The organism is Candidatus Omnitrophota bacterium, assembly GCA_028699255.1.
Classification (GTDB): Bacteria; Omnitrophota; Gorgyraeia; order 2-01-FULL-45-10; family 2-01-FULL-45-10; genus FEN-1322.
Genome location: JAQVUX010000002.1, coordinates 47,310 through 73,753 on the forward strand (window position 1 = coordinate 47,310; position 26,444 = coordinate 73,753).

At 46.6% G+C, this 26,444-nt stretch carries 22 protein-coding genes and 4 tRNA genes; 24 read left to right on the forward strand and 2 right to left on the reverse strand.

What is annotated here, in order from left to right; genetic code table 11:
* Positions 1-2: 2 nt before the first annotated feature.
* From PHS46_01955 to PHS46_02050, 20 genes are all read left to right on the forward strand, one after another.
* The gene (locus tag PHS46_01955) at positions 3-800 is read left to right on the forward strand and encodes an ABC transporter ATP-binding protein (protein ID MDD3905277.1); all 798 of its coding nucleotides are present in this window, start codon (positions 3-5) and stop codon (positions 798-800) included.
* 18 nt (positions 801-818) lie between these two features.
* On the forward strand, positions 819-1,436 hold the full coding sequence (locus PHS46_01960) for an MlaD family protein (GenBank protein ID MDD3905278.1): 618 nt from the start codon (positions 819-821) through the stop codon (positions 1,434-1,436).
* Positions 1,409-3,301 carry a CHASE2 domain-containing protein gene (locus PHS46_01965; GenBank protein MDD3905279.1) on the forward strand — a complete coding sequence of 631 codons (1,893 nt, stop codon included), beginning with the start codon at positions 1,409-1,411 and terminating at the stop codon, positions 3,299-3,301. The genes PHS46_01960 and PHS46_01965 overlap by 28 nt, the downstream gene beginning before the upstream one ends.
* A gap of 16 nt (positions 3,302-3,317) precedes the next feature.
* A complete protein-coding gene (locus PHS46_01970; GenBank protein ID MDD3905280.1) occupies positions 3,318-4,013 on the forward strand; it encodes a lipid-binding SYLF domain-containing protein in 696 nt (231 codons plus the stop codon).
* 69 nt (positions 4,014-4,082) lie between these two features.
* Positions 4,083-6,845: an ATP-binding protein gene (locus tag PHS46_01975; protein ID MDD3905281.1), complete on the forward strand. Its 2,763-nt coding sequence runs from the start codon at positions 4,083-4,085 to the stop codon at positions 6,843-6,845.
* 16 nt (positions 6,846-6,861) lie between these two features.
* Entirely contained in the window at positions 6,862-7,251 is a 390-nt protein-coding gene (locus tag PHS46_01980) for a response regulator (GenBank protein ID MDD3905282.1), read from the forward strand.
* Positions 7,251-7,697 (forward strand): hypothetical protein, encoded by a 447-nt coding sequence (locus PHS46_01985; GenBank protein ID MDD3905283.1) that lies wholly within the window; start codon positions 7,251-7,253, stop codon positions 7,695-7,697. Before PHS46_01980 ends, PHS46_01985 begins: the two co-directional genes overlap by 1 nt.
* A 34-nt stretch (positions 7,698-7,731) precedes the next feature.
* Positions 7,732-7,808: transfer RNA gene (locus PHS46_01990), tRNA-Arg, on the forward strand.
* Between the two features lie 121 nt (positions 7,809-7,929).
* Positions 7,930-8,014 (forward strand) — tRNA-Leu (locus PHS46_01995).
* A gap of 276 nt (positions 8,015-8,290) precedes the next feature.
* A tRNA-Gly gene (locus tag PHS46_02000) sits at positions 8,291-8,365 on the forward strand.
* A gap of 247 nt (positions 8,366-8,612) precedes the next feature.
* Positions 8,613-8,688: transfer RNA gene (locus tag PHS46_02005), tRNA-Lys, on the forward strand.
* A gap of 340 nt (positions 8,689-9,028) precedes the next feature.
* The gene (locus PHS46_02010; GenBank protein ID MDD3905284.1) at positions 9,029-9,493 is read left to right on the forward strand and encodes a PTS sugar transporter subunit IIA; all 465 of its coding nucleotides are present in this window, start codon (positions 9,029-9,031) and stop codon (positions 9,491-9,493) included.
* Positions 9,493-10,734, forward strand: a complete 1,242-nt coding sequence (locus PHS46_02015) for a YvcK family protein (GenBank protein ID MDD3905285.1) — start codon at positions 9,493-9,495, stop codon at positions 10,732-10,734. Before PHS46_02010 ends, PHS46_02015 begins: the two co-directional genes overlap by 1 nt.
* 3 nt (positions 10,735-10,737) lie before the next feature.
* On the forward strand, positions 10,738-11,016 hold the full coding sequence (locus tag PHS46_02020) for an HPr family phosphocarrier protein (GenBank protein ID MDD3905286.1): 279 nt from the start codon (positions 10,738-10,740) through the stop codon (positions 11,014-11,016).
* Between the two features lie 137 nt (positions 11,017-11,153).
* Entirely contained in the window at positions 11,154-12,899 is a 1,746-nt protein-coding gene (gene ptsP, locus PHS46_02025) for a phosphoenolpyruvate--protein phosphotransferase (GenBank protein MDD3905287.1), read from the forward strand.
* 3 nt (positions 12,900-12,902) lie between these two features.
* On the forward strand, positions 12,903-13,967 hold the full coding sequence (locus tag PHS46_02030; GenBank protein MDD3905288.1) for a bifunctional phosphoglucose/phosphomannose isomerase: 1,065 nt from the start codon (positions 12,903-12,905) through the stop codon (positions 13,965-13,967).
* Positions 13,968-13,983: 16 nt separating this feature from the next.
* Positions 13,984-14,730: a nucleotidyltransferase family protein gene (locus PHS46_02035; GenBank protein ID MDD3905289.1), complete on the forward strand. Its 747-nt coding sequence runs from the start codon at positions 13,984-13,986 to the stop codon at positions 14,728-14,730.
* On the forward strand, positions 14,730-15,902 hold the full coding sequence (gene metK / locus PHS46_02040; GenBank protein MDD3905290.1) for a methionine adenosyltransferase: 1,173 nt from the start codon (positions 14,730-14,732) through the stop codon (positions 15,900-15,902). The genes PHS46_02035 and metK overlap by 1 nt, the downstream gene beginning before the upstream one ends.
* A 27-nt stretch (positions 15,903-15,929) precedes the next feature.
* Positions 15,930-17,186: an adenosylhomocysteinase gene (gene ahcY / locus PHS46_02045; protein ID MDD3905291.1), complete on the forward strand. Its 1,257-nt coding sequence runs from the start codon at positions 15,930-15,932 to the stop codon at positions 17,184-17,186.
* A gap of 40 nt (positions 17,187-17,226) precedes the next feature.
* On the forward strand, positions 17,227-18,531 hold the full coding sequence (locus tag PHS46_02050) for a class II fructose-bisphosphate aldolase (GenBank protein MDD3905292.1): 1,305 nt from the start codon (positions 17,227-17,229) through the stop codon (positions 18,529-18,531).
* Positions 18,532-18,610: 79 nt separating this feature from the next.
* On the opposite strand, the gene PHS46_02055 is transcribed toward PHS46_02050, so the two are convergent.
* Positions 18,611-19,702, reverse strand: coding sequence for an LptF/LptG family permease (locus tag PHS46_02055; protein ID MDD3905293.1), 1,092 nt, complete (start codon positions 19,700-19,702; stop codon positions 18,611-18,613).
* A gap of 1 nt (position 19,703) precedes the next feature.
* Complete coding sequence (locus PHS46_02060; GenBank protein ID MDD3905294.1) at positions 19,704-20,432, reverse strand: ComF family protein; 729 nt, start codon at positions 20,430-20,432, stop codon at positions 19,704-19,706.
* A gap of 106 nt (positions 20,433-20,538) precedes the next feature.
* Here PHS46_02060 and malQ point away from each other — a divergent pair, with 106 nt between their 5' ends.
* The 4 genes from malQ to PHS46_02080 all read left to right on the forward strand — a co-directional run bounded on the left by malQ (position 20,539) and on the right by PHS46_02080 (position 26,382).
* The gene (malQ, locus tag PHS46_02065) at positions 20,539-22,329 is read left to right on the forward strand and encodes a 4-alpha-glucanotransferase (GenBank protein ID MDD3905295.1); all 1,791 of its coding nucleotides are present in this window, start codon (positions 20,539-20,541) and stop codon (positions 22,327-22,329) included.
* A gap of 53 nt (positions 22,330-22,382) precedes the next feature.
* Complete coding sequence (locus PHS46_02070) at positions 22,383-23,048, forward strand: MtnX-like HAD-IB family phosphatase (protein ID MDD3905296.1); 666 nt, start codon at positions 22,383-22,385, stop codon at positions 23,046-23,048.
* Positions 23,049-23,112: 64 nt separating this feature from the next.
* Positions 23,113-24,528, forward strand: coding sequence for an aminotransferase class III-fold pyridoxal phosphate-dependent enzyme (locus PHS46_02075; GenBank protein ID MDD3905297.1), 1,416 nt, complete (start codon positions 23,113-23,115; stop codon positions 24,526-24,528).
* 117 nt (positions 24,529-24,645) lie between these two features.
* A complete protein-coding gene (locus PHS46_02080; protein ID MDD3905298.1) occupies positions 24,646-26,382 on the forward strand; it encodes a ShlB/FhaC/HecB family hemolysin secretion/activation protein in 1,737 nt (578 codons plus the stop codon).
* Positions 26,383-26,444 lie beyond the last annotated feature (62 nt).

Below are 26,444 nucleotides of genomic sequence, written 5' to 3' on the forward strand. Positions count from 1 at the left end.
ATATGGAAAAAGAGATAGTAATAAAAGCAGAAAATGTGGTAAAGAAATTCGGCGACAGAACCGTTCTAAGCGGCGTAAGTCTCGAAGTATATAAAGGCGAGACCTTTGTTATAATGGGCGGCTCCGGTTGCGGCAAGAGCACGTTCCTGCGCCACCTGATAGGAGCGCTAAAACCCGATTCCGGCAAGGTCTATCTCTTGGGTAAAGATTTGAGTATTTTAAAAGAAGACGATCTGGACGGCGTAAAGAAGAAGATAGGGATGTCGTTCCAGTCATCGGCCCTTTTCGATTCGATGACGGTTGGAGAAAATGTCGCGTTGCCGCTTAAAGAACACGCGAAGATAGAGCAGAGCGTTATAGATATAGTGGTAAAGATGAAACTCGAGCTTGTCGGGCTCAGAGGCTTCGAAGATCTTATGCCGAGCCAGATATCAGGCGGCATGCGAAAACGGGTGGGCCTTGCCCGGGCGATAGTGATGGATCCGGAGATAGTATTTTACGACGAGCCGACGGCGGGACTGGATCCGATAGTGGCAGGCGTGATAGATAAGCTTATACTGGATCTATCGCAGAAGCTTTCCATTACGAGCGTTGTCGTTACCCATGACATGAAGAGCGTATTTTCCATAGCGAGCAGAGTTGCCATGTTGTACGAAGGTAGGGTTCTCGAAGTGGGTACGCCGGATGAGATACGCGGGAGTAAAAATCAGATGGTCCAACAGTTCGTCGCGGGCAGTCCGGACGGCCCGATAAAATTTTTCCAGCAGAAAGACGATTATTTAGAGCAGTTGATGAAATAAGGCCAAAGGAGATGAAACGTGAAGATAACCAATGAGATAAAAACAGCCGTTGTTGTGATATCCGCGATAGCTGTAGGTGTGATATTTTGGGCCAAGACGACGGATTTTAAAACCAAACCGTATCGCATCAAAACATATTTTAACTATGCCGAGGGAGTTAAGTCCGATTCGATAGTAAAACTCTCCGGTATAGATGTGGGCAGGGTGGAGAAGATAACTTTTCAGTATCTGCCTGAGACCAAGATAGAGCTGGTGCTCACAATAAACGATATCGCTAAATTCCATGAGGACTCGGTTGCCTTCATATCGACGTCCGGCATGATAGGCGACGCCTATGTAGGCATAACGCCGGGCTCGCCCGACAAGCCTTTCGCAAAAGACGGTTCTACGCTCGCGAGCGAAGACCCTGTCGAGATGAGAAAACTGATGAAGAAGGCGGATGCGATATCCGAGAACCTCGACAAGACGCTCGCGGAAGTGAAGACGCTTGCCTCAAACGTCAATAACGTTGTTTCCGATAATAAAGCCAGGATTGATGGCATAGCGTCAAACCTGGAGGCGACGAGTGTCAATTTTAAGGAATTCAGCGAGGATATTAAGCATCATCCATGGAAACTGCTGATGAAGGGAAAATGACCTACAGTCCTATCAAAAATCCTTTACTCTATTTTGTTCCCATCCTGATCCTGGCTGTATCCGCGGGTTCATATTTTCGTGCCTTCGACGCCCAGGAGCTGCAAGCCCTCGATCTAAGGTTTGCTTTTCGTCCACCGTCGGGGGTTTCGGATAATATCGCGGTTATCGAGATGGGGGACGATACTCTAAAGAAATTGGGCGATTGGCCGATCGGGCGGAATTATCACGCGCTTCTCATAAGGGCCCTTTCAGCGGCCGGCGCGCGCGCGATAGTATTCGATATATTTTTCAGCGAACCTCGTGAATATGACGAAGACCTGGAAAACGCCATGAAGGACGCGGGAAACGTATACCTGCCGTTTGTCTTCGACATTCAATCAAAAAAAACGAAAGATTGTCTCACGGCTTCAGGTATTATAGCCGGAAACCTGAACGAATTAAGTTTATCGGCAAAAGGGGAAGGGTATATAAATGTTCCGCCCGATAATGACGGAAAATTCAGAATGGCGCCGCTTCTTATAGAATATGACGGGGCGAGACGCCCCTCCATGGCCCTGCGCGTCGCATCCGATTATCCCGGTTTTCCCGGGATAGAGGCAGTGCCGCTCGACGAATATTCCAATATCGTGATAAACTTTTCCGGGAAATGGAAGCGGGCATTTCATCATTACTCTTACGTTGATGTGTTGCAGTCGTATATGGCATCCGATCGGGGCGACGCTCCGATCCTTGATATGAAAGCTTTTAAGGATAAGATATGCATAATAGGCTTGACTGCCACAGGTACGGTAGATCTGCACCCCACCCCTCTCGAGCCGCTCTATCCAACGATGGGTGTCCATGCCGAAGTGATCGATTCCATAATTAACAAAAGATTCATAACGCGGATCGGAAGATGGCCGAACTTAGCGGTACTGATGTTCCTGGCGGCGTTTCAATCTCTGATAGCGTTAAAAATGAAACCTGTTGCCGGATTTTTAATGCTTGCGGTCGAATCGTTGTTTTTCTCCGGCGTCGCTATTTTGCTTTTCAATCTCTACGGGCTATGGATCGATCTGTTTTACCCATTGGCCGTTTTAGTAGCCGCATACCTTTTTTTTACTTTGTGTAAATACGCCGCGGAATGGAAGAGGCGTCTTATTCTTGAGAGCGAACTCGATATCGCTAAAAAGATACAGGAGAGTTTTTTGCCGAAGAGCGTACCGAGCATGGATGGGGTAGAAATAGCCGCAGGTATGGTTACGGCAAAGCAGGTTGGCGGAGACCTGTATGATTTTGTCGATATGGGCGCCGGCAGGATAGGCATAATGATAGGGGATGTCTCCGGCAAAGGCGTGCCTGCGAGTCTTTTCATGGCGCTGTCCGCAGGCGCGTTCAGATCGTCGGCAGAGTCAGCCCCGTCGCCGGATAAAGTTTTGTCCTCACTCAATATGAAGCTTCTCAAAGAGTCCTCGTCGGGACTATTCCTGACGTCTTTCTACGCCATACTGGACGTATCCGGCAAAGAACTTGTTTACGCGAACGGTGGGCATTTACCGGCGATCCTTTTACATGAAGGTGAGAAAGCGAAATTCTTAGATACCGACGGCGGTACGCCTCTCGGCTTATTTGAAGGAAATTATCCCGCCGCGCGCGCGTCCATAGCGAAAGGTGATATAATAATATTCTATACGGATGGCGTTACCGAGGCGATGAATGTCCGCCGCGAAATGTATGGTACCGAGCGATTGCTGAGTGTTTCCGGAAAGAACCGGATGTCCTCATCGGAAAAATTGATAGAGGCGATAAAAAAAGATGTAAAAAAATTCGAAGGCAGAGCCGGTCAGCATGACGACCTTACGATCATAGTTGTAAAAATAATATAAAAACGGGAGGATTAAAATGAAAAGATGCGTGTTTTTTTTGATTATAGCTATGGCCGTAAGCATTGTGTTTATGCCTGCGCATGTGTTTGCCGAAAATAAATGGACGGCGCTCGTTGAGGAATCGGGTAAGGTGCTATCCGAGGTCCAGGAGATGCCGGATGATTCGATACCATCGGAACTTTTATCAAAATGTTCGGCTATAGCGATATTTCCATCTACGATCTCGGCGGGTTTTGGTATCGGCGGGCAGTATGGGCAGGGTATTATAATGGTCAGGGATACGGCGAGCGGCAAGTGGTCGTCGCCGGCTATATTTACAATAGCGGGTGGATCTATAGGATTGCAGATAGGCGGGCAGGCGACGGATTACGTGCTTCTTATCATGAACAGGCGAAGCGTGGATGGCATCCTGCAGGGCAAATTCAAACTTGGCGTGGACGCGGACGTAGCCGCGGGGCCGGTGGGCAGGGCCGCGGAAGCCTCGACCGACATTCAGCTTAAGGGCGGCATTCTTTCATATTCACGTAGCAGGGGATTGTTTGCCGGCGCAAAACTGGGCGGATCCGTTATCGTACAGCACTGGGAGGGCGATGACGAGCTTTATGGGAAAAAGCTATCCGCCCGAGAAATATTACTCGAGAATAAGACCAAAATGCCGAAATCCGCGGACAAGATTCTTAATGTCCTGAATAAATATCCGTACGTTAAGTAAGAGTCGTTTGAAAAATACGATTTTAGTGTATACTATTATTTCTGTCGAGGGATTAAAACAGGCGGTAAAATGGTAACGGTCTATTTCTTTTACGGATTGGCGTTTTTGACCATGGGTGCGGTTATATTTTTGATGCCCAGGAAACAGGATTATTTTGGGCTGGATAGAGATATAAAATTCATCGGATTATTTGGCCTATTGCATGGCCTGTATGAGTGGACCGAGCTTCTGACGTTAAGCGGAGGCTCGATGTCGATGCACGTTATACGCGTGATCCGTGGCGCGCTCCTACCGCTGTCTTTTATTGTACTTTTTGTTTTTGGCGTCAGGATACTTGTGCGGTATCGGCCTAAATTAAAAATTATATTTTTCCTGCCAATAGTTTGTTTGATAACTGTTTTAGGCGTATATATTTTCTCCAAAGATTTTACGGTTACCATGATATTTTCACGCTACCTGATTGGGGCTCCGGGGATATTCCTAACAGCCGCTGTCCTGTTAAGCGCTTTCAAAAAATTTAAAAATACCGGCTTGCCCCTAACCGTTTCGATAGGTATATACGTTTCGGGCATATTTTTTATTATTTACGGCGTGTTCTCAGGTTTAGTTACTCCGGAATACGGATTTTTCCCGGCCTCTGTTTTTAATAATTCTAACTTTATGAAACTATTCGGCTTTCCCGTACAGTTGGTTCGTATGATATGTGCCGCTATGCTGGCGTTAGGCTTTTTTATGATGACGGGTGTTTTTAATAAAGGCGTTTCTTTTATGGCCAGGAAGACCACGATAAAGGCCCGGCTTACACTTATAATATCCTTCTCCATATTTGTTACCATGACTCTTGGCGCGATACTTGTATATTTTTCACAGGCCAATCTATTACAGGCGTCCATAGGAAAAGAATATTTACAGATATCGCGATTGCTCAGCAATTATATAAATGAAACCATTGACGGCGAAGTAGAAGACGCAAAATCTTACGCCACAAGATCGATATGGCTAAATTTTTTGAAGGAACAGAATAATAAATATCAAGGGATGAATAGTGAAGCGATAAAAACATATTTGTTGGATACGGATAAGAAGTGGATGGGTGCAAAACCGGATAGTCCGATAATAAAAGAGTGCCTTGAAAACAGGGTAAGCGTAGGAATGGCGGAGATAGTGGCGGTAAGAAAAAGCATAGCGGAGTTATTGGCAACCGATAAATTCGGCGGTCTCGTCGCGGCATCCGGAAGATCGAGCGATTTTTATCAGGCCGATGAGGAATGGTGGCAAAAATCGTACAATGACGGTAAAGGTAATATATTTGTCGGGGAAGCGGAACATGATGAGTCGAGCGGCATTTGGGTTATTCCTATCGCGATCCCGTTCAAAGATAAGGCGGGCGCTGTAATAGGTATCTGTAAGTACAATATTTCGTTAAATCGTCTTCTTGCCGGGATCAAAACTCTCAGTATTGGTAAGACCGGACGCGTCGCTTTGATTGACGGCGAAGGCCGCATTATATTTTATCAAAATCTTCCGCCCATGAGCAGACAGCTCTTCAGCGATGAAGAGCTTATCGGTATACGCGCGAACAAAAAGGGGTATGCTTTTTTTAATAATCCTGATCCTAACGGCGGAAAAATATTTGCGGCGTTCTCCGCTGTTAACCCGCATTACATTGTTGGAAGAGGCGTAGGATGGACGATGGTCATCCTGCAGGATGCGGATGAAACGATGGCGTCGCTTTATAAATTTATAGTTCAGCTTGTTGGTGTAGCGATCGTGCTATTGATAGTTATAATACCCGTAGGTTCTTTTTTTGGCAACTTCCTGTCCGTTCCTATACATGAGCTTAATGTGGCCGCTGAGCATATAATGGCTGGAGATTGGAGTTATAAATTAAATGTTAAGACCGGCGACGATCTGGAAGGATTTACGGAAGCATTTAAGTCGATGGTAAATACAGTAAAAAATAAACAGGAGGAGCTTGAAGACTTTTCGAAAAACCTTGAACGCATGGTAGAGGATCGGACTAAAGAGCTTTCCCACACCCAGGCGGCAACTCTTAATATGCTGGAGGATCTGGCCGAATCGAAAAAGGAATTGGATAAATATTCGAAGAAGCTCGAGGAGAGCCTGAGGATAAAGACAGATTTTACTTCGATGGTATCGCATGAACTAAGAACGCCGTTAGCCGCCATCAAGGAGGGGATATCGATAGTTGCCGACGGCACTGCCGGATCCATAAACAAAGACCAGGAAGGTTTTCTCGATATAGCCAAGCGCAATGTCGACCGGCTTTCACGGCTTATAAACGACATATTGAATTTCCAGAAACTGGAAGCCGGAAAAATGGAATTTCGCTTTGCGGAGCACGATATTAACGAGGTGGTTGAGGAAGCGGGCCGCATGATGACCTCTGCGGCGAGCGGTAAAGGCCTGGAGATAAAAGCGGAGCTTGATGAGGTGCTTCCCCGCGTGAAATTCGACAAGGACAGGATAATGGAGGTATTGATCAACCTTATTGACAATGCGATCAAATATACGGATAAGGGCGAGATAATTATTAGAACAAGCCGAGGCGGCGAAAACTTTATCAAAGTTTCTGTGAGTGACACCGGCGCGGGAATAAAAGATACAGATATCCCCAGGCTGTTTAAACAGTTTGAACAATTAGACCAGGGCTCAACCAGAAAAACCGGCAGTACAGGCCTGGGATTGGCAATATCAAAAGATATAATAAAGACCCACGGCGGAAGAATATGGGCGGAATCCACAGCGGCGGGCGCCGGGGCTACTTTTAGTTTCGTACTTCCTATTGCGGAAAGGCGAAGAAGCAGTTAAATCTAAAGGAGATGATATGGCAGGAGAATACAAGATATTGGTTGTTGATGATGAAAAAGACCTGTTGGAGACTGTAAAGTTCCGATTGTCGCACTCAGGGTATAGTGTGGTAACGGCGGAGGATGGAGCTGAAGCGCTCGAAAAAGCGCGGACAGAAAAACCGGATCTGATAATGCTCGATCTCATGTTGCCTAAGCTCGATGGATACAAAGTATGCAGTATCCTGAAAAAGGATTCTCAGTATTCCGGTATACCTGTTATAATATTCTCGGCCAGGGCCCAGGAAGAAGACATAAGGCTTGCTAAAGAGACGGGCGCGGATGAATATGTTACGAAGCCGTTCGAACCGCAGGAATTGCTGGGCAAGATCAGGGAACTTTTGAGTAAAAGAGCAAAGGGGGAGTGATGAAGTATATTTTAACTGTGCTATTGGCGTCCATCTTTCTAAGCGGCTGTGCGTCGTCGCTGAAAGAGGTTTCGAAAAAGCAGTTCTCGCCGGTAGAGATATTGCGTGCCGCCATAGGTAATTCGACATTGAGCGTAGAGGAGGCCCGCAAGACCGCGCTTGTAAAAGTATTCAAATATGATTATCAGGCATGCTACGCGAAGGTAGAGGGTATCCTGAAAACCATGCCGAACATTTCGATATATTATCAGGACGAGGGAATGATAGCGGTATTTTATTTAAATCCTAATACTACACCGGTAGGTATGTTCTTTACAAAAATCGACGATGGTAATACAAAAGTCGAGATATCGTCGCCAGCTTCACCGGCCAAGGAGTGGGTTGCAAAAAACGTGTTTTCCGAGACGGCACTGCCAGCGGAAATTATCAAAAAACCCAGATATTGATCCCTGTTGATGTAAATGAAGCTATATATAAATTGCGCCCGTAGCTCAACTGGATAGAGTGAGTGGCTTCGAACCACTAGGTCGCAGGTTCGACTCCTGCCGGGCGCGCCAGTTTTCGCCACTGTAAGACTATGGCGAAAACGCCCCGAAGCATATATGAAAATTATCAAAGATAATTTTCATATGTTTACGCAAGGGGCGGAATATAAAATTTTACAAAAGAATTTTTCTAGCGGACGTGGTGGAACTGGCAGACACGTACGGCTTAGGACCGTATGCCGCAAGGCTTGAGAGTTCAACTCTCTCCGTCCGCACCACAAGCCCCGATTTTCCTAAGGAGTCTTTCAAAAAATCCTCGGGAAATTGGATGGCAAAATTTTCAGGTACTTTAGTGTAAATTCATCTTTACACGTTTAACAAAATTAAGTATAATGAGCCTTTATTCGTAGAAATTTTAAAGAAGATTTTCTGAGCGTATTTTTCGTATTTTGATATATTTGTCCTATAGCTCTCCTTCAAATTTTAAATTTTCGGAGAAAATTTAAAATTTATTGATTCGCTATAGGACTGGAAATTTCAAGAGAAATTTCCAAGCGGCGGTAATTCAGTGGTAGAATGCGACCTTGCCAAGGTCGATGTCGTGGGTTCGAACCCCATCCGCCGCTCCATATTCTGAAAACTTTTCGAAGAAAGTTTTCAGGTCCTGGAGTTTCAGATACTTCGATTTTGCTCCGCAAAATCGAAGGAGTGAGCAAAACTTTTCGAAGAAAGTTTTCAGGTCCTGGAGTTTCAGATACTTCGATTTTGCTCTGAAAAATCCTGGCCCGCATAGCTCATCCTCCTGCGCTACGACAGTAAGATTGGATGAAGCTTCGGCGAGATTTCGCCGACAGGGCTAAAGAGTAAGATTATAGCGCCCGCATAGCTCAATTGGCAGAGCAGGACACTCTTAATGTCAAGGTTCCAAGTTCGATTCTTGGTGCGGGCACCACGCTCCTAAAATTTCCAATAGGAAATTTTAGGGTCCTGGGGTTTGACAAGTCCAGATTTTGTTTGGAAATTTCCGAACAAAATCTGGGTACTCCGAAAACTTTTCGAAGAAAGTTTTCGGGTCCTGGAGTTTCAGATACTTCGATTTTCCTCCGGAAAATCGAAGGAGTGAGCAAAACTTTTCGAAGAAAGTTTTCGGGTCCTGGAGTTTCAGATACTTCGATTTTCCCTGAAATTTTCAGAGAAAAATTTTAAGGAGATGAGGGAATAAGCAGGGTTTTGATTTTGGAATTTTCAAGAGGAAATTTCTAAGACGCTAGTACTAAAAGGAGACGTGCTTTATGAAGATCATGGATTTCTTAAGCAAAAAAGCGATAACCGCCAATCTCAAGTCCTCCGATAAAGAGGGTGTGATACGGGAGTTGGTCGATCTTCTCGCCGCGGCCGAAGATATAAAGAATAAAGAAGAACTTATTAAAGCGCTCCTGACGAGGGAATCATTGGGCTCAACGGGGATAGGTCAAGGAATAGGCATACCTCACGCGAAATCGGTTAACGCTAAAGGTCTCGTGGCCGCATTCGGGTTGTCGCAGAAAGGCGTGAATTTCGATTCGCTGGACGGAGACCCGGTGTATATATTCTTCCTTCTAATAGCGCCCGAAGAATCGGCGGGGCCCCACCTTAAAGCACTTGCGCGCATTTCCCGCATGTTGAAAGATAAATTTTTTAGAGAGCTGCTTAAAAAAGCCGGCGACGAAAAAGAGATTCTTCGTATAATTCAGGAAGAAGATTCGAAGAAATACTAATGAAAATACTGAAAGCCTTCAAATGGCTTTATCCCGGCATGTGGGTGAAGCGCTGGATACTTCTAACCGTATTCGGCGTTATAATGGTTTCTATGGGTTTTGTCATGGTTCTACTGGAACAGCAGACCAGGAACAAAACCTTCGCGGGAATAATAATAATCCTTGGCATACTTGCGGTGGTGACCGGGATAAAACGTATAATCCGATCCCTGGTGCTGGTGTTTCTTCCGCAAAACCAGGATGAGCTCGTAGATAAAGTTTATAAGAAGAGAGTTCTCGAAAAAGGGGCCAGAGTAGTGGTTATAGGCGGAGGCACAGGGCTCTCCACGCTTCTCCGCGGATTAAAAGAATATACGAGCAATATTACGGCTATCGTTACTGTTGCCGATGATGGCGGGTCTTCGGGCCGTTTGCGTAAAGAGTTCGATGTGTTGCCCCCCGGGGATATACGCAATTGTCTGGTTGCGCTGGCCGACGCCGAGTTATTGGTGGGTAAGCTGTTTCAATTCAGGTTCGCCGAAGGCACGGAACTTGCCGGACATAATTTCGGCAATCTGTTCATAACGGCGCTTTCTCAGGTAACGGGAGATTTCGACGCCGCTATAAAAGAATCGAGCAAGGTCCTGGCGATCAGGGGGCGCGTGCTACCTTCGACCCTGGATAAGGTTACGCTGGTGGCAGAGCACTCCGACGGTACCGAAACGGCCGGAGAGAGCCAAATCCCTAAATCGGGCAAAGCCATAAAACGCATCCGTCTGAAGCCGGTAAATTGCAGGCCTGCCGATGAAGCGATAGATGCCATAAGAAAAGCTGATGTAATAGTGATGGGGCCCGGTAGTCTTTATACCAGCATAATGCCGAACTTATTAGTCGGTAAAATATACCAGGAGATGATCGATTCCAAGGCGATAAAGATATACGTCTGTAATATAATGACGCAGAAGGGCGAGACGGAGGATTATAAAGCCAGCGATCATTTGAAAGCGATAATAGAGCATACGGCACCCGGGATAGTAGATTACTGTGTTATCAATACCGCGAAGATAAAACCGGAGATACTTGAAAAATATAAGACGGAAGAGGCGTACCCCGTCATTCCGGATTCGGAAAATTTAAAGAAGATGAAATCAAAAGTAATTGAGGCGCATATAGTGAAAGCGGAAGGTTATGTCAGGCATGACTCCGAAAAAGTATCAAAGATAATAGTAGACCTCGTTACAAGCCTGAAGAAGACGAGATAGGATATGACTTTCGAAAGAGTTATCACAATAAAAAATAAACAGGGTTTGCATGCCAGGCCCGCGGCGTTATTTGTCCAGATAGCCAATAAATTTAACAGCGAGGTTACCGTATCGAAGGGAAGGCAGAAGGTAAACGGTAAGTCGATAATGGGGATAATGATGCTGGCCGCCGCGGCCGGCTCAAAAATAACCGTTATAGCGAATGGTGAAGATGCCGAAGCCGCAGTCGTGGAATTGGAGCGGCTATTACTGACCGACGACATAGACGATTTTGTCATATGAAGCTTCCCGGCTTGAAAGCCGGGGTTTCCATTCGTCTGAAGCAAATCCCGCCTCATTTATTCCCTGGCTAAAGCTCGAAAGGCCGGGCGGCGGGATAACCGAAGGGTTTCTACAATATGACTAAGAAGAAAGAGCTGATGCTGAAGGGTATACCGGCATCGCCGGGTATAACCGTTGGGAAAGCCTTCCTGTACGGCAGGGAGCAGTATACTATTCCGCGCCGCACCGTCAACGACCTCCAGATACCCAACGAGATCAAACGTTTCAAAGACGCTCTTGTCCAGACCAAGAACGAGATACAGGATATAAAAAAGCATATCTCTGAAGAGATGGGCTTGGAACACGGACAGATATTCAGCGCTCACCTGCTTGTCATAGACGACAGCATGCTTATAGAAGAAGTAGTATCCCGCCTTAAGCGAGAACGCTTATCGATAGAGTATATATTTCAGGATGTCCTAAGGAGATACATAAAAGTATTTTCCGAGATGGACGATGAATATCTCAAAGAGCGCATAAGCGATGTTAATGATGTAGGCCGAAGAATACTCAAAAACCTCATAGGCGCTAAAGAAGACGTACTGGCTAATCTTAAAGAGAAAGTCATAGTAATAGCATATGACCTGTCTCCTTCTGATACCGCCACGATGCACAAACGCAACGTAGTCGCGTTTGCCACAGACATCGGCGGCAGAACCTCACATACGGCCATCATGGCAAAGTCGCTGGAGATCCCGGCGGTCGTTGGGCTGGAAACGGCCACCCGCAAGGTCGAGTCCGGTGATGCCGTTATCATAGATGGCACTCACGGTATCATAATAATAAATCCCACACTTGCGACAATTAAAAAATATGAAAAAGACAAGGTAAGATTTGCCGAGGTAGGCAAGCACCTTTTGGAATTAAAAAATATGCCGTGCGTTACGCTGGACGGCAAAGCGATAGAATTGTCCGCCAATATCGAAGTTCCTGAAGATGTTCCCTCGGTAATAGGTCATGGCGCGACCGGCATAGGTTTATACCGGACCGAATATTTTTATATGAACAGAAAGGATCTTCCTGCGGAAGAAGAGCAGTATAAGGCATATTCTGCCGTGGTCAAGAGGCTGAAGCCGGATCCTGTTATTGTAAGGACTCTCGACATAGGCGGGGACAAGTTCCTTTCACAACTCGAAGTGCCACAGCAGATGAACCCATTCCTGGGTTGGCGCGCCATAAGGTTTTGTTTAGCGAGGCCGGACATATTCAAAATGCAATTGAGAGCCATCTTACGAGCGTCTTCCCATGGAAAGCTCAAGATAATGTACCCGATGATATCCGGTTTAGAGGAGCTTCGTCAGGCCAATGCTTTGCTGGAAGAGGCCGAGCGCGAACTGAAGAAGGAAGGTATCCCGTTCGATGAGAATATGGAAGTCGGCGCGATGATAGAAGTTCCTTCGGCCGCGATCACCAGCGATATACTTGCCAAAGAGGTGGATTTCTTTTCCATAGGAACCAACGATCTTATCCAGTATTCCCTTGCCGTGGACAGGGTCAATGAAAAGATAGCGTATTTGTATGAGCCGGCGCATCCGGCGGTATTGCGGCTTATCAAGATGGTGATAGAGAATGGGCACAATGCCGGGATATGGGTAGGGATGTGCGGTGAAATGGCCGGTGATATTGCTATGACGATAATATTGCTGGGTCTTGGCCTGGATGAATTCAGTACGTCGCCGATAGCAATACCGGAGATAAAGCGTATAATACGATCGGTTACGTTGCGTCAGGCAAAGGAGATAGCGCAGGGGGCTATAAGCCTTTCGACCGGCAAAGAGGTAGAGAAGTTTGCCAAAAAGAAACTTAAGGAAATAGTACCGGATCTCGCGATAGAAGTGGAATGATAGATGCCTTCACTCGATGACCAGAAGCTTATCAGGAAGCATGACAGGTCCGACATGCTCGGAATGATCGAATCATTCCCCAGGCAATGTGAAGAGGCGAAGAAAATAGCTTTGACGCTTAATATTCCCGACGCCTATCGCATATCTTACAACAATATAGTTTTTGCCGGTATGGGCGGTTCGGCAATAGCGGCCGATGTGTTAAAGTCTTATCTTTTTAATGACGCGTCGATCCCGATCTTTGTAAATAGAGGGTATTCATTGCCGGCTTTCACGGGCGAGCGAACGTTAGTTATAGTGTCAAGTTACTCCGGCAATACAGAAGAGACAATAAGCGCTTACCGGGATGCCATAAAAAGGAAGGCGAAGATTTTTGTTATTACTTCAGGTGGTATTTTGCAATGCCGTGCGCGTAAGGATGGAGTGCCTGCCGTAACGATACCCAGAGGATTGCCGCCGAGATGCGCCATTGGATACGGGTTTTTCCCGGCGCTAACCATTCTTTCCGGAATAGGGATCATAAAGGACAAAACGCGCGAAACAAATGAAACTATCAGGATGCTGGATGTTTTAAGGCGCGAATATATAGGTTGCAAAGTGCCGGAAAAGAAGAATCTCGCGAAAAAGATAGCGAAGGAATTATACGGCAAGTTTCCGGTAATATATGCGACACAGGACGAGACGGATTGCGCTGTGACGAGGTGGAGGAGCGCTCTTTCTGAGAATGCGAAGACTCTCTCTTCCGGGCATCTCTTTCCGGAGATGGCTCATAACGATATAGTGGGTTGGAAATACCCTAAGGGCAGCTTAAAAAATTTTGTCGCTGTAATTTTACGCGATGCGTCCGGACATCCGCGCGTATCCCGGAAGATGGATATAGCGCGAGATATAATAAAAAAAGAAGGTTGTCGCGTTATAGAGGTAGCGTCTTCAGGGCGTTCACGGCTTGCAAGAATATTTTCTCTGATGTATACCGGCGATTACGTGAGTTATTATTTGGCGATGCTGAACGGGATCGATCCGACACCGGTCGATCGAATAACGTATTTGAAAAAGGCTTTAACATAAAGCCGGGAGAGGTATTATGACATTAATAATCTTAGCGGCGGGTTATTCCATAAGGCTCCATCCATTGACGCTCAATACATCGAAGTCCTTATTGCAGATCGGCAACAAGAAGATGATCGACAGGATACTTGAAAAAGTACTAAAGATAAGAGAAGTGTCCTCCGTGTATCTGATAACCAATTCCAAATTTTTCAAAAATTTCGGCGATTGGCTGAAGGAGTCCAGGCATAAAAACAAGATAGCCCTGATATGCGACGGCACAACTTCCAACGAAAACCGGCTCGGAGCGATAAAAGACCTGGAGTTTGTCATAAGGGAAGAAGCGATCAAGGACGACGTGTTGGTTGTCGCGGGGGATAACCTGTTTGAATTCGATCTCGGCAAGTTTCTTAAATTCGCGGCAGGCAAAGACGGCGTTTCTATCGCTGTGCATGACATAGGGGATAAAGAATTGGCGAAGAATTTCGGCGTCGTTAAAGTGGACGCGGACGGCAGGGTCATCGATTTTGAGGAGAAACCGGCAGAGCCAAAGTCGACCCTTATATCGACAGGAATATATTATTTTCCGAAAGATAAAGTTGATTTTATAGACGAATATGTTAAAATGCAGACCAAACTTGATGCCCCCGGTTATTATATAGGGTGGCTGTCGAAGCGCGATAAGGTGTATGCCTTCGCTTTTCAGGAAGATTGGTATGATATAGGTAATATGGAGTCGTACAAGAAGGCCGATAGTGAATATCTAAACAAGGAGAAGAAATAATGGCAAAGCATAAGTATCTTTTTACATCGGAGAGCGTGACCGAAGGCCACCCCGACAAAGTCTGCGATCAGGTTTCAGATAGCGTTCTGGATGAGGTTTTGAGGCAGGACCCATCCGGCCGCGTGGCTTGCGAAACATACGTTACGATGGGGCTTATAATAATCGGCGGCGAAATAACAACAACCGCATATGTGGATATACATAAACTTTGCCGAAATCTTCTTAAGGACATAGGTTATACGCATCCGAAATACGGGTTTGACTACCACACCTGTGCCATACTGAATGCCATACATACACAATCGCCGGATATAGCGATGGGTGTCGATGCGGGTGGCGCCGGCGACCAGGGAATGATGATGGGCTATGCGTGTAATGAAACGCCGGAACTTATGCCGCTTCCTATAATGCTTGCCCACAAACTCTGTAAGAGATTTGCCGAGGTCAGGAAAGAGAATGTGCTGAAGTATCTCGGGCCTGATGGAAAATCACAGGTTACCGTAGAATATCACGACGGCAAGCCTGCGCGCGTCACATCCGTGGTTTTGGCTTCCCAGCATACGGAAGAAGCCATCGATAAAAAGACGAAACTTTTTTCGGCGGATGCGAGAAAAGAGATAATAGAAAAAGTTGCGAAGCCGATATTGAAAAATTATATCGATAAGGATACGCAGTTTTATGTAAATCAGACGGGGCTCTTTTTGATAGGCGGGCCGCAATCCGATACGGGCATGACGGGGCGTAAGATCATCGTTGATACCTACGGCGGCACAGTGCCGCACGGCGGCGGAGCGTTTTCGGGAAAAGATCCCACAAAGGTCGACCGCTCGGCGGCATATATGGGCCGCTATATAGCTAAAAACCTCGTAGCCGCCAAGATCGCCGACAAACTAATGATACAGCTGGCGTATGTAATCGGCCGCGCGGATCCGGTTTCGATAATGGTCAATACTTACGGCACCGGAAGATTGAGTGATGATAAGATAATAAAGATAATACAGGATCATTTTGAGCTGACGCCACACGGCATCATCGCTGAACTGAAGCTACGCGAGTCTAACGGTAGCCGATTTAAAAAGACGGCGGCGTATGGACATTTCGGCAGGACAGAGGAAGGCTTTACCTGGGAAAAGACAGACGTAGCCAAAGATCTTAAAAAATACGTTAAATAAAAAAACGAAACCGAAAAAGGAAAAATGATGAAATATGATGTTAAGGATTTAGCTCTCGCGAAGAAGGGCAAACTGCGCATAGAGTGGGCCAATGAATACATGAATGTGCTTTCTCTTATCCGCAAGCATTTCAGGCAGGAGAAACCGCTTAAAGGATTGAAAGTTGCCTGTTGTCTCCACGTTACCACGGAGACGGCAAACCTGGCATATACGCTTAAAGAAGGCGGAGCTGATGTCGCTATCTGCGCCTCGAATCCGCTTAGCACCCAGGATGATGTCGCCGCTTCCCTTGTAAAAGATTATGGAATACCGACGTTCGCGATCAAAGGCGAAACGAATAAACAGTATTACAGCCATATAAACAGCGTCCTTGCTATGGAGCCGAATATCACCATGGATGACGGCGCCGATCTCGTATCGACGGTACAGAAGTCTAAGGGCCGCCTTGTCGGGAATATCCTGGGCGGAACGGAAGAGACGACTACCGGTGTCATAAGGCTGAAGAGCTTAGAGAAACAGGGGCTACTCCTCTATCCTATAATAGCTGTGAACGAGGCTCTCACCAAACACCTTTTCGATAACCGTTATGGCACGGGGCAATCCACAGTCGATGGTATCGTGCGCGCTACCAATGTGTTGCTTGCTGGGTCGAATTTCGTGGTCTGTGGTTATGGTTGGTGCGGTAAAGGGCTCGCGATGCGGGCCAGGGGTATGGGCGCGAATGTTACTGTAATAGAGATAGATCCGCTTAAAGCCCTCGAGGCGGTAATGGACGGCTATAGCGTAATGCCTATTAAGGAAGCTTGTAAAAAAGCCGATGTTATCGTAACCTTGACCGGCGATATACATGTGATCAGGCAGGAACATTTTGAAGTCATGAAAGACGGCGCAATAGTCGCGAATTCCGGGCATTTTAATGTCGAAATAGATATTCCGGCGCTTGAAAAGATATCGGTAAAAAAACGTATAGTGAGGGATTATGTGGAAGAGTATACGCTGAAAAGCGGTAAGCGTGTAAATCTTCTGGGCGAAGGCAGGCTCATAAACCTCGCTTCGGCCGAAGGCCATCCGGCGAGCGTAATGGATATGAGTTTCGCGAACCAGGCCCTTGCCAGCGAATATATAGCCAAAAATCACAAGAAGTTGTCGCGCAAAGTATACGATGTGCCGGAATTCATCGACAAGAACATAGCTAAGTTAAAACTGGAATCTCTGGGCGTAAAGATAGACACTCTGACGAAAGAGCAGAAGAAGTATCTTGAGAGCTGGGAGATGGGAACATAGAAAGGAGCACGGGGTAACAATGGGAAGAAGGCCGATTGATATGGATAGTGTTGTAATGGATCTCGTCTTGACGGATTCCATTGATGAAAAGAAAAAGCTGGCTAAAAAGATAGCAGATATCGCTTACAAGAACGGGATATTTCTTGCGAGCATAAACGGGTTCTACATGGCACGGGGTAAGGGGCTGGTGCCGAATAATTTCACAGTGCCGGCAATGAACTTGCGAGTATTGACTTACGATCTCGCGAAGGCGATATTCAGGGTCGCAAAAAAGAATAATGCCGGGGCGTTTATTTTCGAAATAGCCAAGTCCGAAATGGGCTATACGAATCAGCCGGCTGTGGAATATACTGCTGTTTGTCTTGCCGCGGCGGTAAAGGAAGGATGGAGCGGCCCGGTATTCGTGCAGGGCGATCACTTCCAGGTAAACGCAAAAAATTATAAAGATAACCCGGAGAAAGAGCTTGATGCCCTAAAGGCGCTTATTACGCATGCGATCGAAGCGGGTTTCTACAATATAGATATAGATTCATCCACCGTCGTGGATCTTTCCAAGCCGAAGGTAAAAAAACAGCAGGAGGCTAACTACGACATTTGCGCGAAGCTGACGAATTTTATCAGGCAAAACCAGCCGCGCGGTATAGAGGTTTCTGTTGGCGGGGAGATAGGCGAAGTCGGTCATCAGAACTCAACTCCGGAAGATCTGCGCGCGTTCATGGAAGGATACAATGAGCGCCTGCGTAAGGGGCGCGTGGGGATTTCCAAAATAAGCGTCCAGACCGGCACTTCCCACGGTGGCGTAGTCCTGCCGGACGGCACGATCGCCAAAGTAAAACTAGACTTCGATACATTAAAGACGTTGTCGAAGATCGCGCGGGAAGAGTACGGTTTGTCAGGAGCGGTTCAGCATGGCGCTTCGACACTGTCGGATGAGGCATTTGGAAAGTTTCCGGAAGAAGGAACTGCTGAAGTTCACCTGGCTACCGGCTTCCAGAACATGGTCTACGATAGCCCTCATTTTCCGAAGGAACTGAAAGACAAGATATACGATTGGGTGAGGAAGAATCTCGCCTCAGAGAAGAAAGGCGACCAGACCGAAGAGCAGTTCCTTTATAGCGCGCGTAAGAAAGCGCTGGGGCCTTTCAAGAAAGAGATAATGTCGCTGAGCACGGAAGTGCGCGGTGCCATATCGAAAGAGATAGAGGCGAAGTTCGAATTCTTATTCGAAAAATTGAACGTGCGTAACACACGTGAGATGATTTCGAAGCATACAGTGCTTAAGAGGGTTATTACCAGAAAAAGCGCCGGAACCCATGTAGAGATGGATGGGGAAGGGGCGGATTAAAAACTCTTAAGAAGCAAAAATAAACGTAAAAACAAAGCCTAAAATTCGCAATTTGGATTTTAGGCTTTGTTTTTTAGTATTATGTGCGCTTGTTGATGAGGTATATACCTATTATTCCGAATACGATGTTGCCGATCCAGGCAGATGCTATTGGAGGCAGGATGCCTGCTTTTCCGAAAGCGATCGCTATCGCTATGCAGGCGTAATATAACAAACCTATCGCTATAGACATTCCAACGCCTATCATTACCCCGCCGCGTGTATTTATGATGGCAAAAGGCGCGCCTATCAGTATTATGATTAAACTTATCACTGAAAATGATACCTTTTGATATAAGTCAACCATTAGTCCCCGCACGAGTTTGGTGCTGGTGCCCCTGAAGTTTTTTATGTAGTTTTTAAGTTCCGCGTAGCTCATGTATTCGGAATGCCACTCGTTGTATGCGAAATCGCGGGGTTTTTCTTTTATCGGTATCGTTTTTTCCGCGTAAAAAGTCGGCTCGCTTAATATCTTTCCGGAATTATCTATTTTCCACATTATGACTTTGTAAAATTTCCACCCCGATCCGGTCCATACTCCGGACTGGGCGGTAATTTTTGACACAAGGTTTTCGGATAGATCATGTTCGTGTATTATGATATCGGACAATAGCTTTTTTTCGGTGTTATAAGTCCTGGCGAAGACGATCCTATTGCCGGTGCCGTATACCGCGACGTTGTCTATGATCTTCTGGCGGCTCGATTTTTGCATATCCTTCTCGAGCTCTTCGCGTCTTATAAGGTTTGCAACCTTTGAGCTTATAGGAACTACCCTATCGCTTATTATAAAAGAACATATGCTTATAATGAGCCCCAGGAGTATGACGGGGGAAACTATGCGCCACAGGCTTATACCGCTCGACTTCATGGCCGTTATCTCGTTATTTTTATTAAGGTTACTTAAGACGAATATGGTTGAGAGCAACACCGCCATGGGCGCTACCTGCAATATTATGGTAGGGCAATAGTATACGTAGAAAGCCGCCAGCGAGGCGCCAGGTATCTTGTATTTTACTATATTCTCGATAAAAGAAAAGATGTCGATTATAACAGCCATGATGGTAAATATAAAAAGGCACCATATGAATGGCGACAAAAAACCTTTTACCATATAGCGGTCGATTATCTTCACTCTATTGTAATCCTCTCGCAAGGGTAAGGCAGTGCACTTCTTTCGCCCCGCCTGCCTTTAGCGCCTTCGCGCATTCGTTTAATGTAGCGCCGGTAGTCATTACGTCGTCGACGAGGAGCACGTTCAATCCCGCGACGGGCGACTTATCCAGCGGCCTGAACGAGCCGGTAAGATTGGTCAGGCGCTCTTCCCGGGACAGCTCATTCTGTCGTCTTGTTCCAATCGTTTTTTCCAGAGTATTTGCCGCGGGTATCATGAATTTCGCCGATAAGGCCGCGGCCAGTATGCCGGAATGATTATAATCTCTTTTATGCAACCACCCCTCGTGTAGCGGTACGAAAGTTATAAGGCTTATGCCGTCTAATATCTCGCTGTTGTCTTTGACGAAACTTATAAGTTTTTCACTTAAGATACCGGATAGCGACATTCTGCTTTTGTATTTAAATTGATGTATAAGTTCTTTAAGAGCGCCTTCGTACATGCATGCCGACCATGCCCTATCGAAAGAGAGCGTGCCTCTTGAGCACTCCGCGCACCTCTTACCGTTTTTTTGTATGGAGCGTCCGCATATGACGCAGTATGGTTTCGGGTTTGTTTTTATGAGGCTTTCGCAAAACTCGCAGACCCCTGTTTTATTCAAAGGGTCGAGGACTGCTTTGCATGATGCGCAATGCAGGGGGTAGAGAAGATTGACCAGGTTCTTTGTGATGACCGTGAACGGGCGCGTCATATGCCGAATATGATATCATGCCGAAACGGCCATTGTCAATCGTCCTTCCGAAGGCGTTAAAAGCGCTTGCTTTATTCGCTCCGGGGTATTAAAATATCACACTAATATGAAGAATAACTGGAAGCATATAGGCAAGGCCAGGCGGGCCGGGGTTCTCGCGCCGCTATTCTCCGTGTACTCGAGGAAGAGCGCAGGCATCGGGGATTTTAACGACCTGAAGATGCTCTGCGACTGGTGCAAAGAAGCTTCATTTTCCATCCTTCAGCTTTTACCCATGAACGAAGTCGGTTCCGCTTTCTGCCCATACGACGCGGTCAGTTCTTTCGCGCTGGAACCGATGTATATAGCGCTCTCCGATTTTCAGGGCTCAGCCGACAAAGGCGCAAAATTCAGAATAGATACTTTCAGGAAAAAGTTCCCCACAGGAGCTAAGAATGTCGACTATGCGGTAAAGAGCGCGAAGATAGCGCTTCTTAAAGAAATATTCTCCTCCGACGGTAAAAATTACGCCTCAAAAAATTTCAATAAATTCATTTCCGATAATGAATACTGGCTCGACGATTTCGCGCTCTTCAAGGTACTGAAGGCATACCACGAGGGCAGGCCGTGGTACGAGTGGGCCGAAGGTTACAAAAACCGAGATTTCGCGAAGCTGGACTCTTTCCGGAAAGAACATGCCGGCGATATAGATTTCGAGAAATGGATACAGTGGATCGCGTATGAGCAGTTTAAGACGGCCAAGGAATATGCCGCCTCCAAAGGTATAGCGATATGCGGGGATCTGCCGATACTTACTTCCAGAGACAGCGCGGATGTCTGGGCGCATCCGGATTTTTTCAAACTGGACTTTTCGGCGGGCGCGCCTCCGGACATGTATTGCGCCAAAGGACAGCGTTGGGGGATGCCGACGTATAATTGGGGCGCCATATCCGGCGACGGGTACAGATACATAAAAGAAAAACTCGCCTTCGCGGAAAACTTTTATGACATGATAAGGATAGATCACGTCGTAGGCTTATTTCGTATATGGAGTATTCCTTATAATGACCCGGCCATCAATGAAGGATTGAACGGCGTATTCGATCCGGCCGATGAGAATGTCTGGACGAGCCACGGCCGCGACATTCTCGCGGCGATGCTTGACGGTACTTCGATGTTGTTTTGCGCGGAAGACCTTGGCATGATACCTCGCGATTGTCCGGAGACATTGAAAGATATGGAGATACCCGGCAATGACGTCCAGAGATGGGTTAAAGACTGGGCGGTGTCGCATGATTTTCTTACCCCGAAAGAATATCGGCAGTATTCCGTCGCAATGCTTTCGACGCATGATACTACAAATTGGGCGGCGTGGTGGGAGAATGAAGCCGGGACGGTCGACGAGGCGCTCTTTATACGGCGCGCCGCTTCCCGCGGAATAGATTACGAAAAAGCGAAGGCTCTGCTATTCGACCCCGCGCGCTCGAAACACGGGCGCTTGAGATGGCTTGACAGAATAACGTCGGTCGATATTCTTGCCGATATTCTCGGAAAACGCCGCGAGGAGATCGCGGATTTCGCCGATATGTACGAGAACACGTACCGGGAGAAGGAGAAGCTGTGGGCCCGACTGGGCTTTACGGGGCCGATGGAAGAAAAATCGAAGCCCGAGATCGTCGAGAAGGCGCTCAACATAACGCTCAGGTCGAGATCGGTATTTTGCATAGAACTATTGAACGATTATTTATATTTAGCGGGAATATTCAAAGGGGATCCTTACCAGGTCAGGATAAACAGGCCGGGTACGGTAAATGGATCGAACTGGTCGCTTGTTATTCCTATGTCGCTCGAGGAACTCTTGAAAGACAAGATGAATGCTAAGATAAAAGCTATGGTGGCTATATCCGGCAGGGCGTAAAAGCAGGCTTTAAATCTTGCATGGCCTTATAATTTATTGTAGAATGTTATGTTATGAAAAAGGATGCGGTAGATAATTTTATTGTCTTCTTCGACTTCGATAATACTATCACTACCATCGACGTTATAGATGACATACTCGAGCGGTTTTCAGATAACGACGGCTGGAAGGCCCTCGAACGGAAATGGCAGAACGAAGAGATAGGCTCCCGTGAATGCCTTAAGGGGCAGATCGAAGGCGTGAGGGTATCCAGGGATAAGCTGGATGATTATTTGTCCACCGTAAAGATAGACCCGTATTTTAAAAAACTGCTTAATCTACTCGAATCCCGCAAGATACCGTTCCTGATAGTGAGTGATAATTTCGATTATATGCTTAACGGTATACTTAAGAAGAACGGTATATCCGGAGTGGAGACTTATTGTAATAAAGTCGATTTTCGGGACGAGTGGTTTGTGCCGAGTTTCCCGCATTCGAACGCGAAGTGCGGCGATTGCGCCAATTGCAAAAAGACGCACATATTAGCGAAGAGACGCCAGGGCACAAAAGCCATCTATGTAGGTGATGGGCGATCCGATGTATGCGCGTCAAAGATTTCCGATGTGGTGTTCGCAAAGGGTTATCTGAGGAAGCTTTTTAAGGAAGAAGGGTTGCCTCACGTAGCGATCGATAGTTTGAAAGATGTCTATGAATATTTTGCAGGAGAAATAACCGCGTAGGTTATTTGGGTAAAATAATTGGCCAGCCCACGCGGTTGGTATAGGATTATACGAGGAGAAAGGCATGAATAAAACGCGAGATGCGGTTTCCGCCGGTGGTAAAAAAGAACTTTCGCAGGATGAACTTTTAAAACTCGAATCTCAGTACTGTTCGTGGGGCGATACCGTTCACTATGTTGAGCGCCCCAATATATTTGCCCGCGCCAAAGGTTCCTATCTTTACGACAGGGACGGTGTGGAATATCTCGACCTGCAGATGATATATTCGGCGGTCAATTTTGGTTACGGCAACGAACGGCTTAACAATGCGCTTAAAAAGCAAATCGACCGTCTGCCACAGCTTGCCTGCCAGTATGTGCACGAGGAGAAGATCCTTCTTGCCTCGCGCATAGCCGAGAGGATCGAAACGACATTTGAGGAGAAGGGAAGAGTTCATTTTAATGTAGGCGGCGCTCAGGCGCTGGAAGACTCGATGAAGCTTGTGCGCAATAATACCGGCAGAAGCCTGGTGTTTGCGTTCATGGGCGGGTACCACGGCAGGACGCTTGCCGCCTCGGCTATAACGTCGAGCTTTCGATACAGGGAACGCTACGGACACTTCGGCGACAGGGCGCTCTTTGTGCCGTTCCCATATTGCTTCAGGTGTTTCTATGGCAAAAAGAGGGACTCTTGCGGAATGTACTGTCTGAAACAGTTCGAGAAACTGTTTGAGACGGAATATTACGGTGTGGTGGACAAAAAGACGAATCTTTGCGAATTTTCCGCGTTCTATATAGAGCCGCTCCAGGGCACAGGCGGATATGTGGTGCCGCCATTGGAGTATTTTGCGGGATTAAAGAAGGTGCTCGACCAATATAAGATAAAGCTCGTAGATGACGAGATACAGATGGGATTTTTCAGGACGGGTAAGTTCTGGTCCATCGAACACTTTGGCGTGACGCCCGATATCATCGTATTCGCGAAAGCGCTTACGAACGGGCTTAATCCTCTTTCGGGTGTGTGGGCGAAAGAGTATTTGATATCGCCGAAGGTATTTCCGCCCGGCTCGACGCACTCCACGTTCTCATCGAACCCGCTCGGTACTGCTACGGGTCTTGAGACGATAAAGCTTATAGAAGAATCCGATTTTGCGACGGACATTCCGAAAAAAGGCAAGTACTTTGTGTCCCGCTTAAGGAGCCTGCAGAAAAAATATCCGGAGGTGGGCCACGTTGACGGGCTCGGTCTTGCCATCAGAATAGAGATGTGCGAGAAGGATGGCTATACGCCCAATAAGAAACTAACGGATGCGATAGTCGACATAGGTTTAAGCGGAAAATTATCCGCTGGCGGAAAACATCGTGGGCTTGTTCTGGATGTGGGCGGGTATTACAAGAACGTGTTCACTCTCGCACCTTCTTTTTATATAACCGACAAGGAGATAGATCTCGGAGTAGACCTCTTTGAAGAGGCGCTTGTCATGGCTCTTAAAAAGGCGTAAGAACCGAGTTACGGATGGCCGTGATCCGCTATCCTGCCTGTCGATGTAATATTATCTTTATAGAAAACCAACTTTTTAGCATTGACTTCTTAACAGGTGTAATGTATACTTAAAAAAATGGCTAAAAAGACCGCAATTACAATATCATCTACCACGTTTTTATTCCTATCATTACTGTTTGCTGTAAACGCGAACGCGCAAAATATTCCCCCCGGGCAGGAGCCGGCCGCCGGAGCCAGCAGGTTCCAGGACGAGGCTGAGCGCCGCAAAGCCGCCGTTCAAAGTAAAGGCGTAAAAGCGCCGGAAATCGAAATGGAAGAGAAGGCCGTGTCCGCGCCTGAGGTGTCCGGCGTTACTTTCGTATTGAAGGAAGTCAGGATCACCGGGATGACTTTATTTAAACCGGAAGAATTTACCCCCGCGTATCAAAAATATATCGATAAAGAGGTTACCTTCAAGGATATTAACGATATTGCCGATATCGTCAGGTCAAAATATAAGGCCAAAGGATATCTCACCACCAATATCTATGTTCCAGAGCAGGAGATAGCCGGAGGCGTTGTTGAGATAAAGGTTGTCGAGGGTAGGATGGGCAACCTTATGATAGAAGGCAATAAGTGGTTTACGAAAAATATAATTGCGAAATATTTCCACGCAAAAAAAAATGAAATTTTAAATATAAAGACTTTTCAGAGAGACATCCTCAGACTTAACCAGAATCCCGATCTCCAGGTCAGGGCGGTAATAGGCCCCGGTAAAGAACCTCAAACATCCGACATAACTCTTAAAGTCGAGGATAAATTTCCGTATCACGTTGGTGCCGGAACCGACGATATGGGCACGCGGCTTACCGGCAAGTATAGGACATCGGTATCGGCGCGTAGTTCGAACCTCACGGGAAATAACGAATTCGTGTTTTTTAATGCGGTGGTATCCAGGTATTCAGCCGGACAATTTGTAACATGCGACATACCTATCGATACATACGGCACGAAATTCGGCTTCGATTGCTCTTATTTTACCTCGAAGATCGGCAGGGAGTTTAAGGATTACGATATTGTAGGTAATACGCTGAATTTCATTCCTCACATTACGGGCGAAATATACCTGTCGGAACGTCTCCAGATAACCGCGGATCTCGGGCTTAATATAAAATCCGTCAAGAAATATAATCATGCGGATATTACCAATGATGATGAACTGCGTATGCCGTTTTACAGGATGGATATAACGTATATGGATACATTATTCGGCGGAGGACAAACCACGTTTTCCCCCGAGATAATATTCGGTACCAGGGATTTTCTCGGCGCTTCGCCCCGGGACAATATGAAGACATCCAGGATATCCAATGGCGGCTACTTCTTCAAATATGACCATAATATACGGCGCATACAGCGCATGCCATGGGAGAGTTATGCGGTTATGCGCTCACAGTTCCAGGCCACGACTCATTCGCTTCCGTCTTCAGAGCAGTTTCAGATAGGCGGGATGAATACTGTCAGAGGTTACCCCGAAGGCGATTATCTGTCGGATATAGGCGCATCGCTCAGTACCGATTGGATATTCCCCATGTACCTGATACCGAAAGAATACAAACTGCCATATGCTAAGACGCCTCTTAGGAACCAGATACAGCCGGTTGTGTTTTTCGATATGGGCGGCGGGTATATTACGGATAAGCTTACCTATGAGAAGGGCTACAAGTTCCTCATGGGTGTGGGCGGTGGCCTTAGGATAAACTTGTATGACAAATTCTCCGCACGCATTGAGTTTGCCCAGGCGATCGGCGCAACGCCGACCGCGAATTCGGGCCCATCAACCTTTCATTTAAGCGTAAACTTCGAAGTGTAACATATTTTTCCCGCTATGCCTCCTGAATTCGATTGACTTTGTCAGTACTTTATGCTATTTTA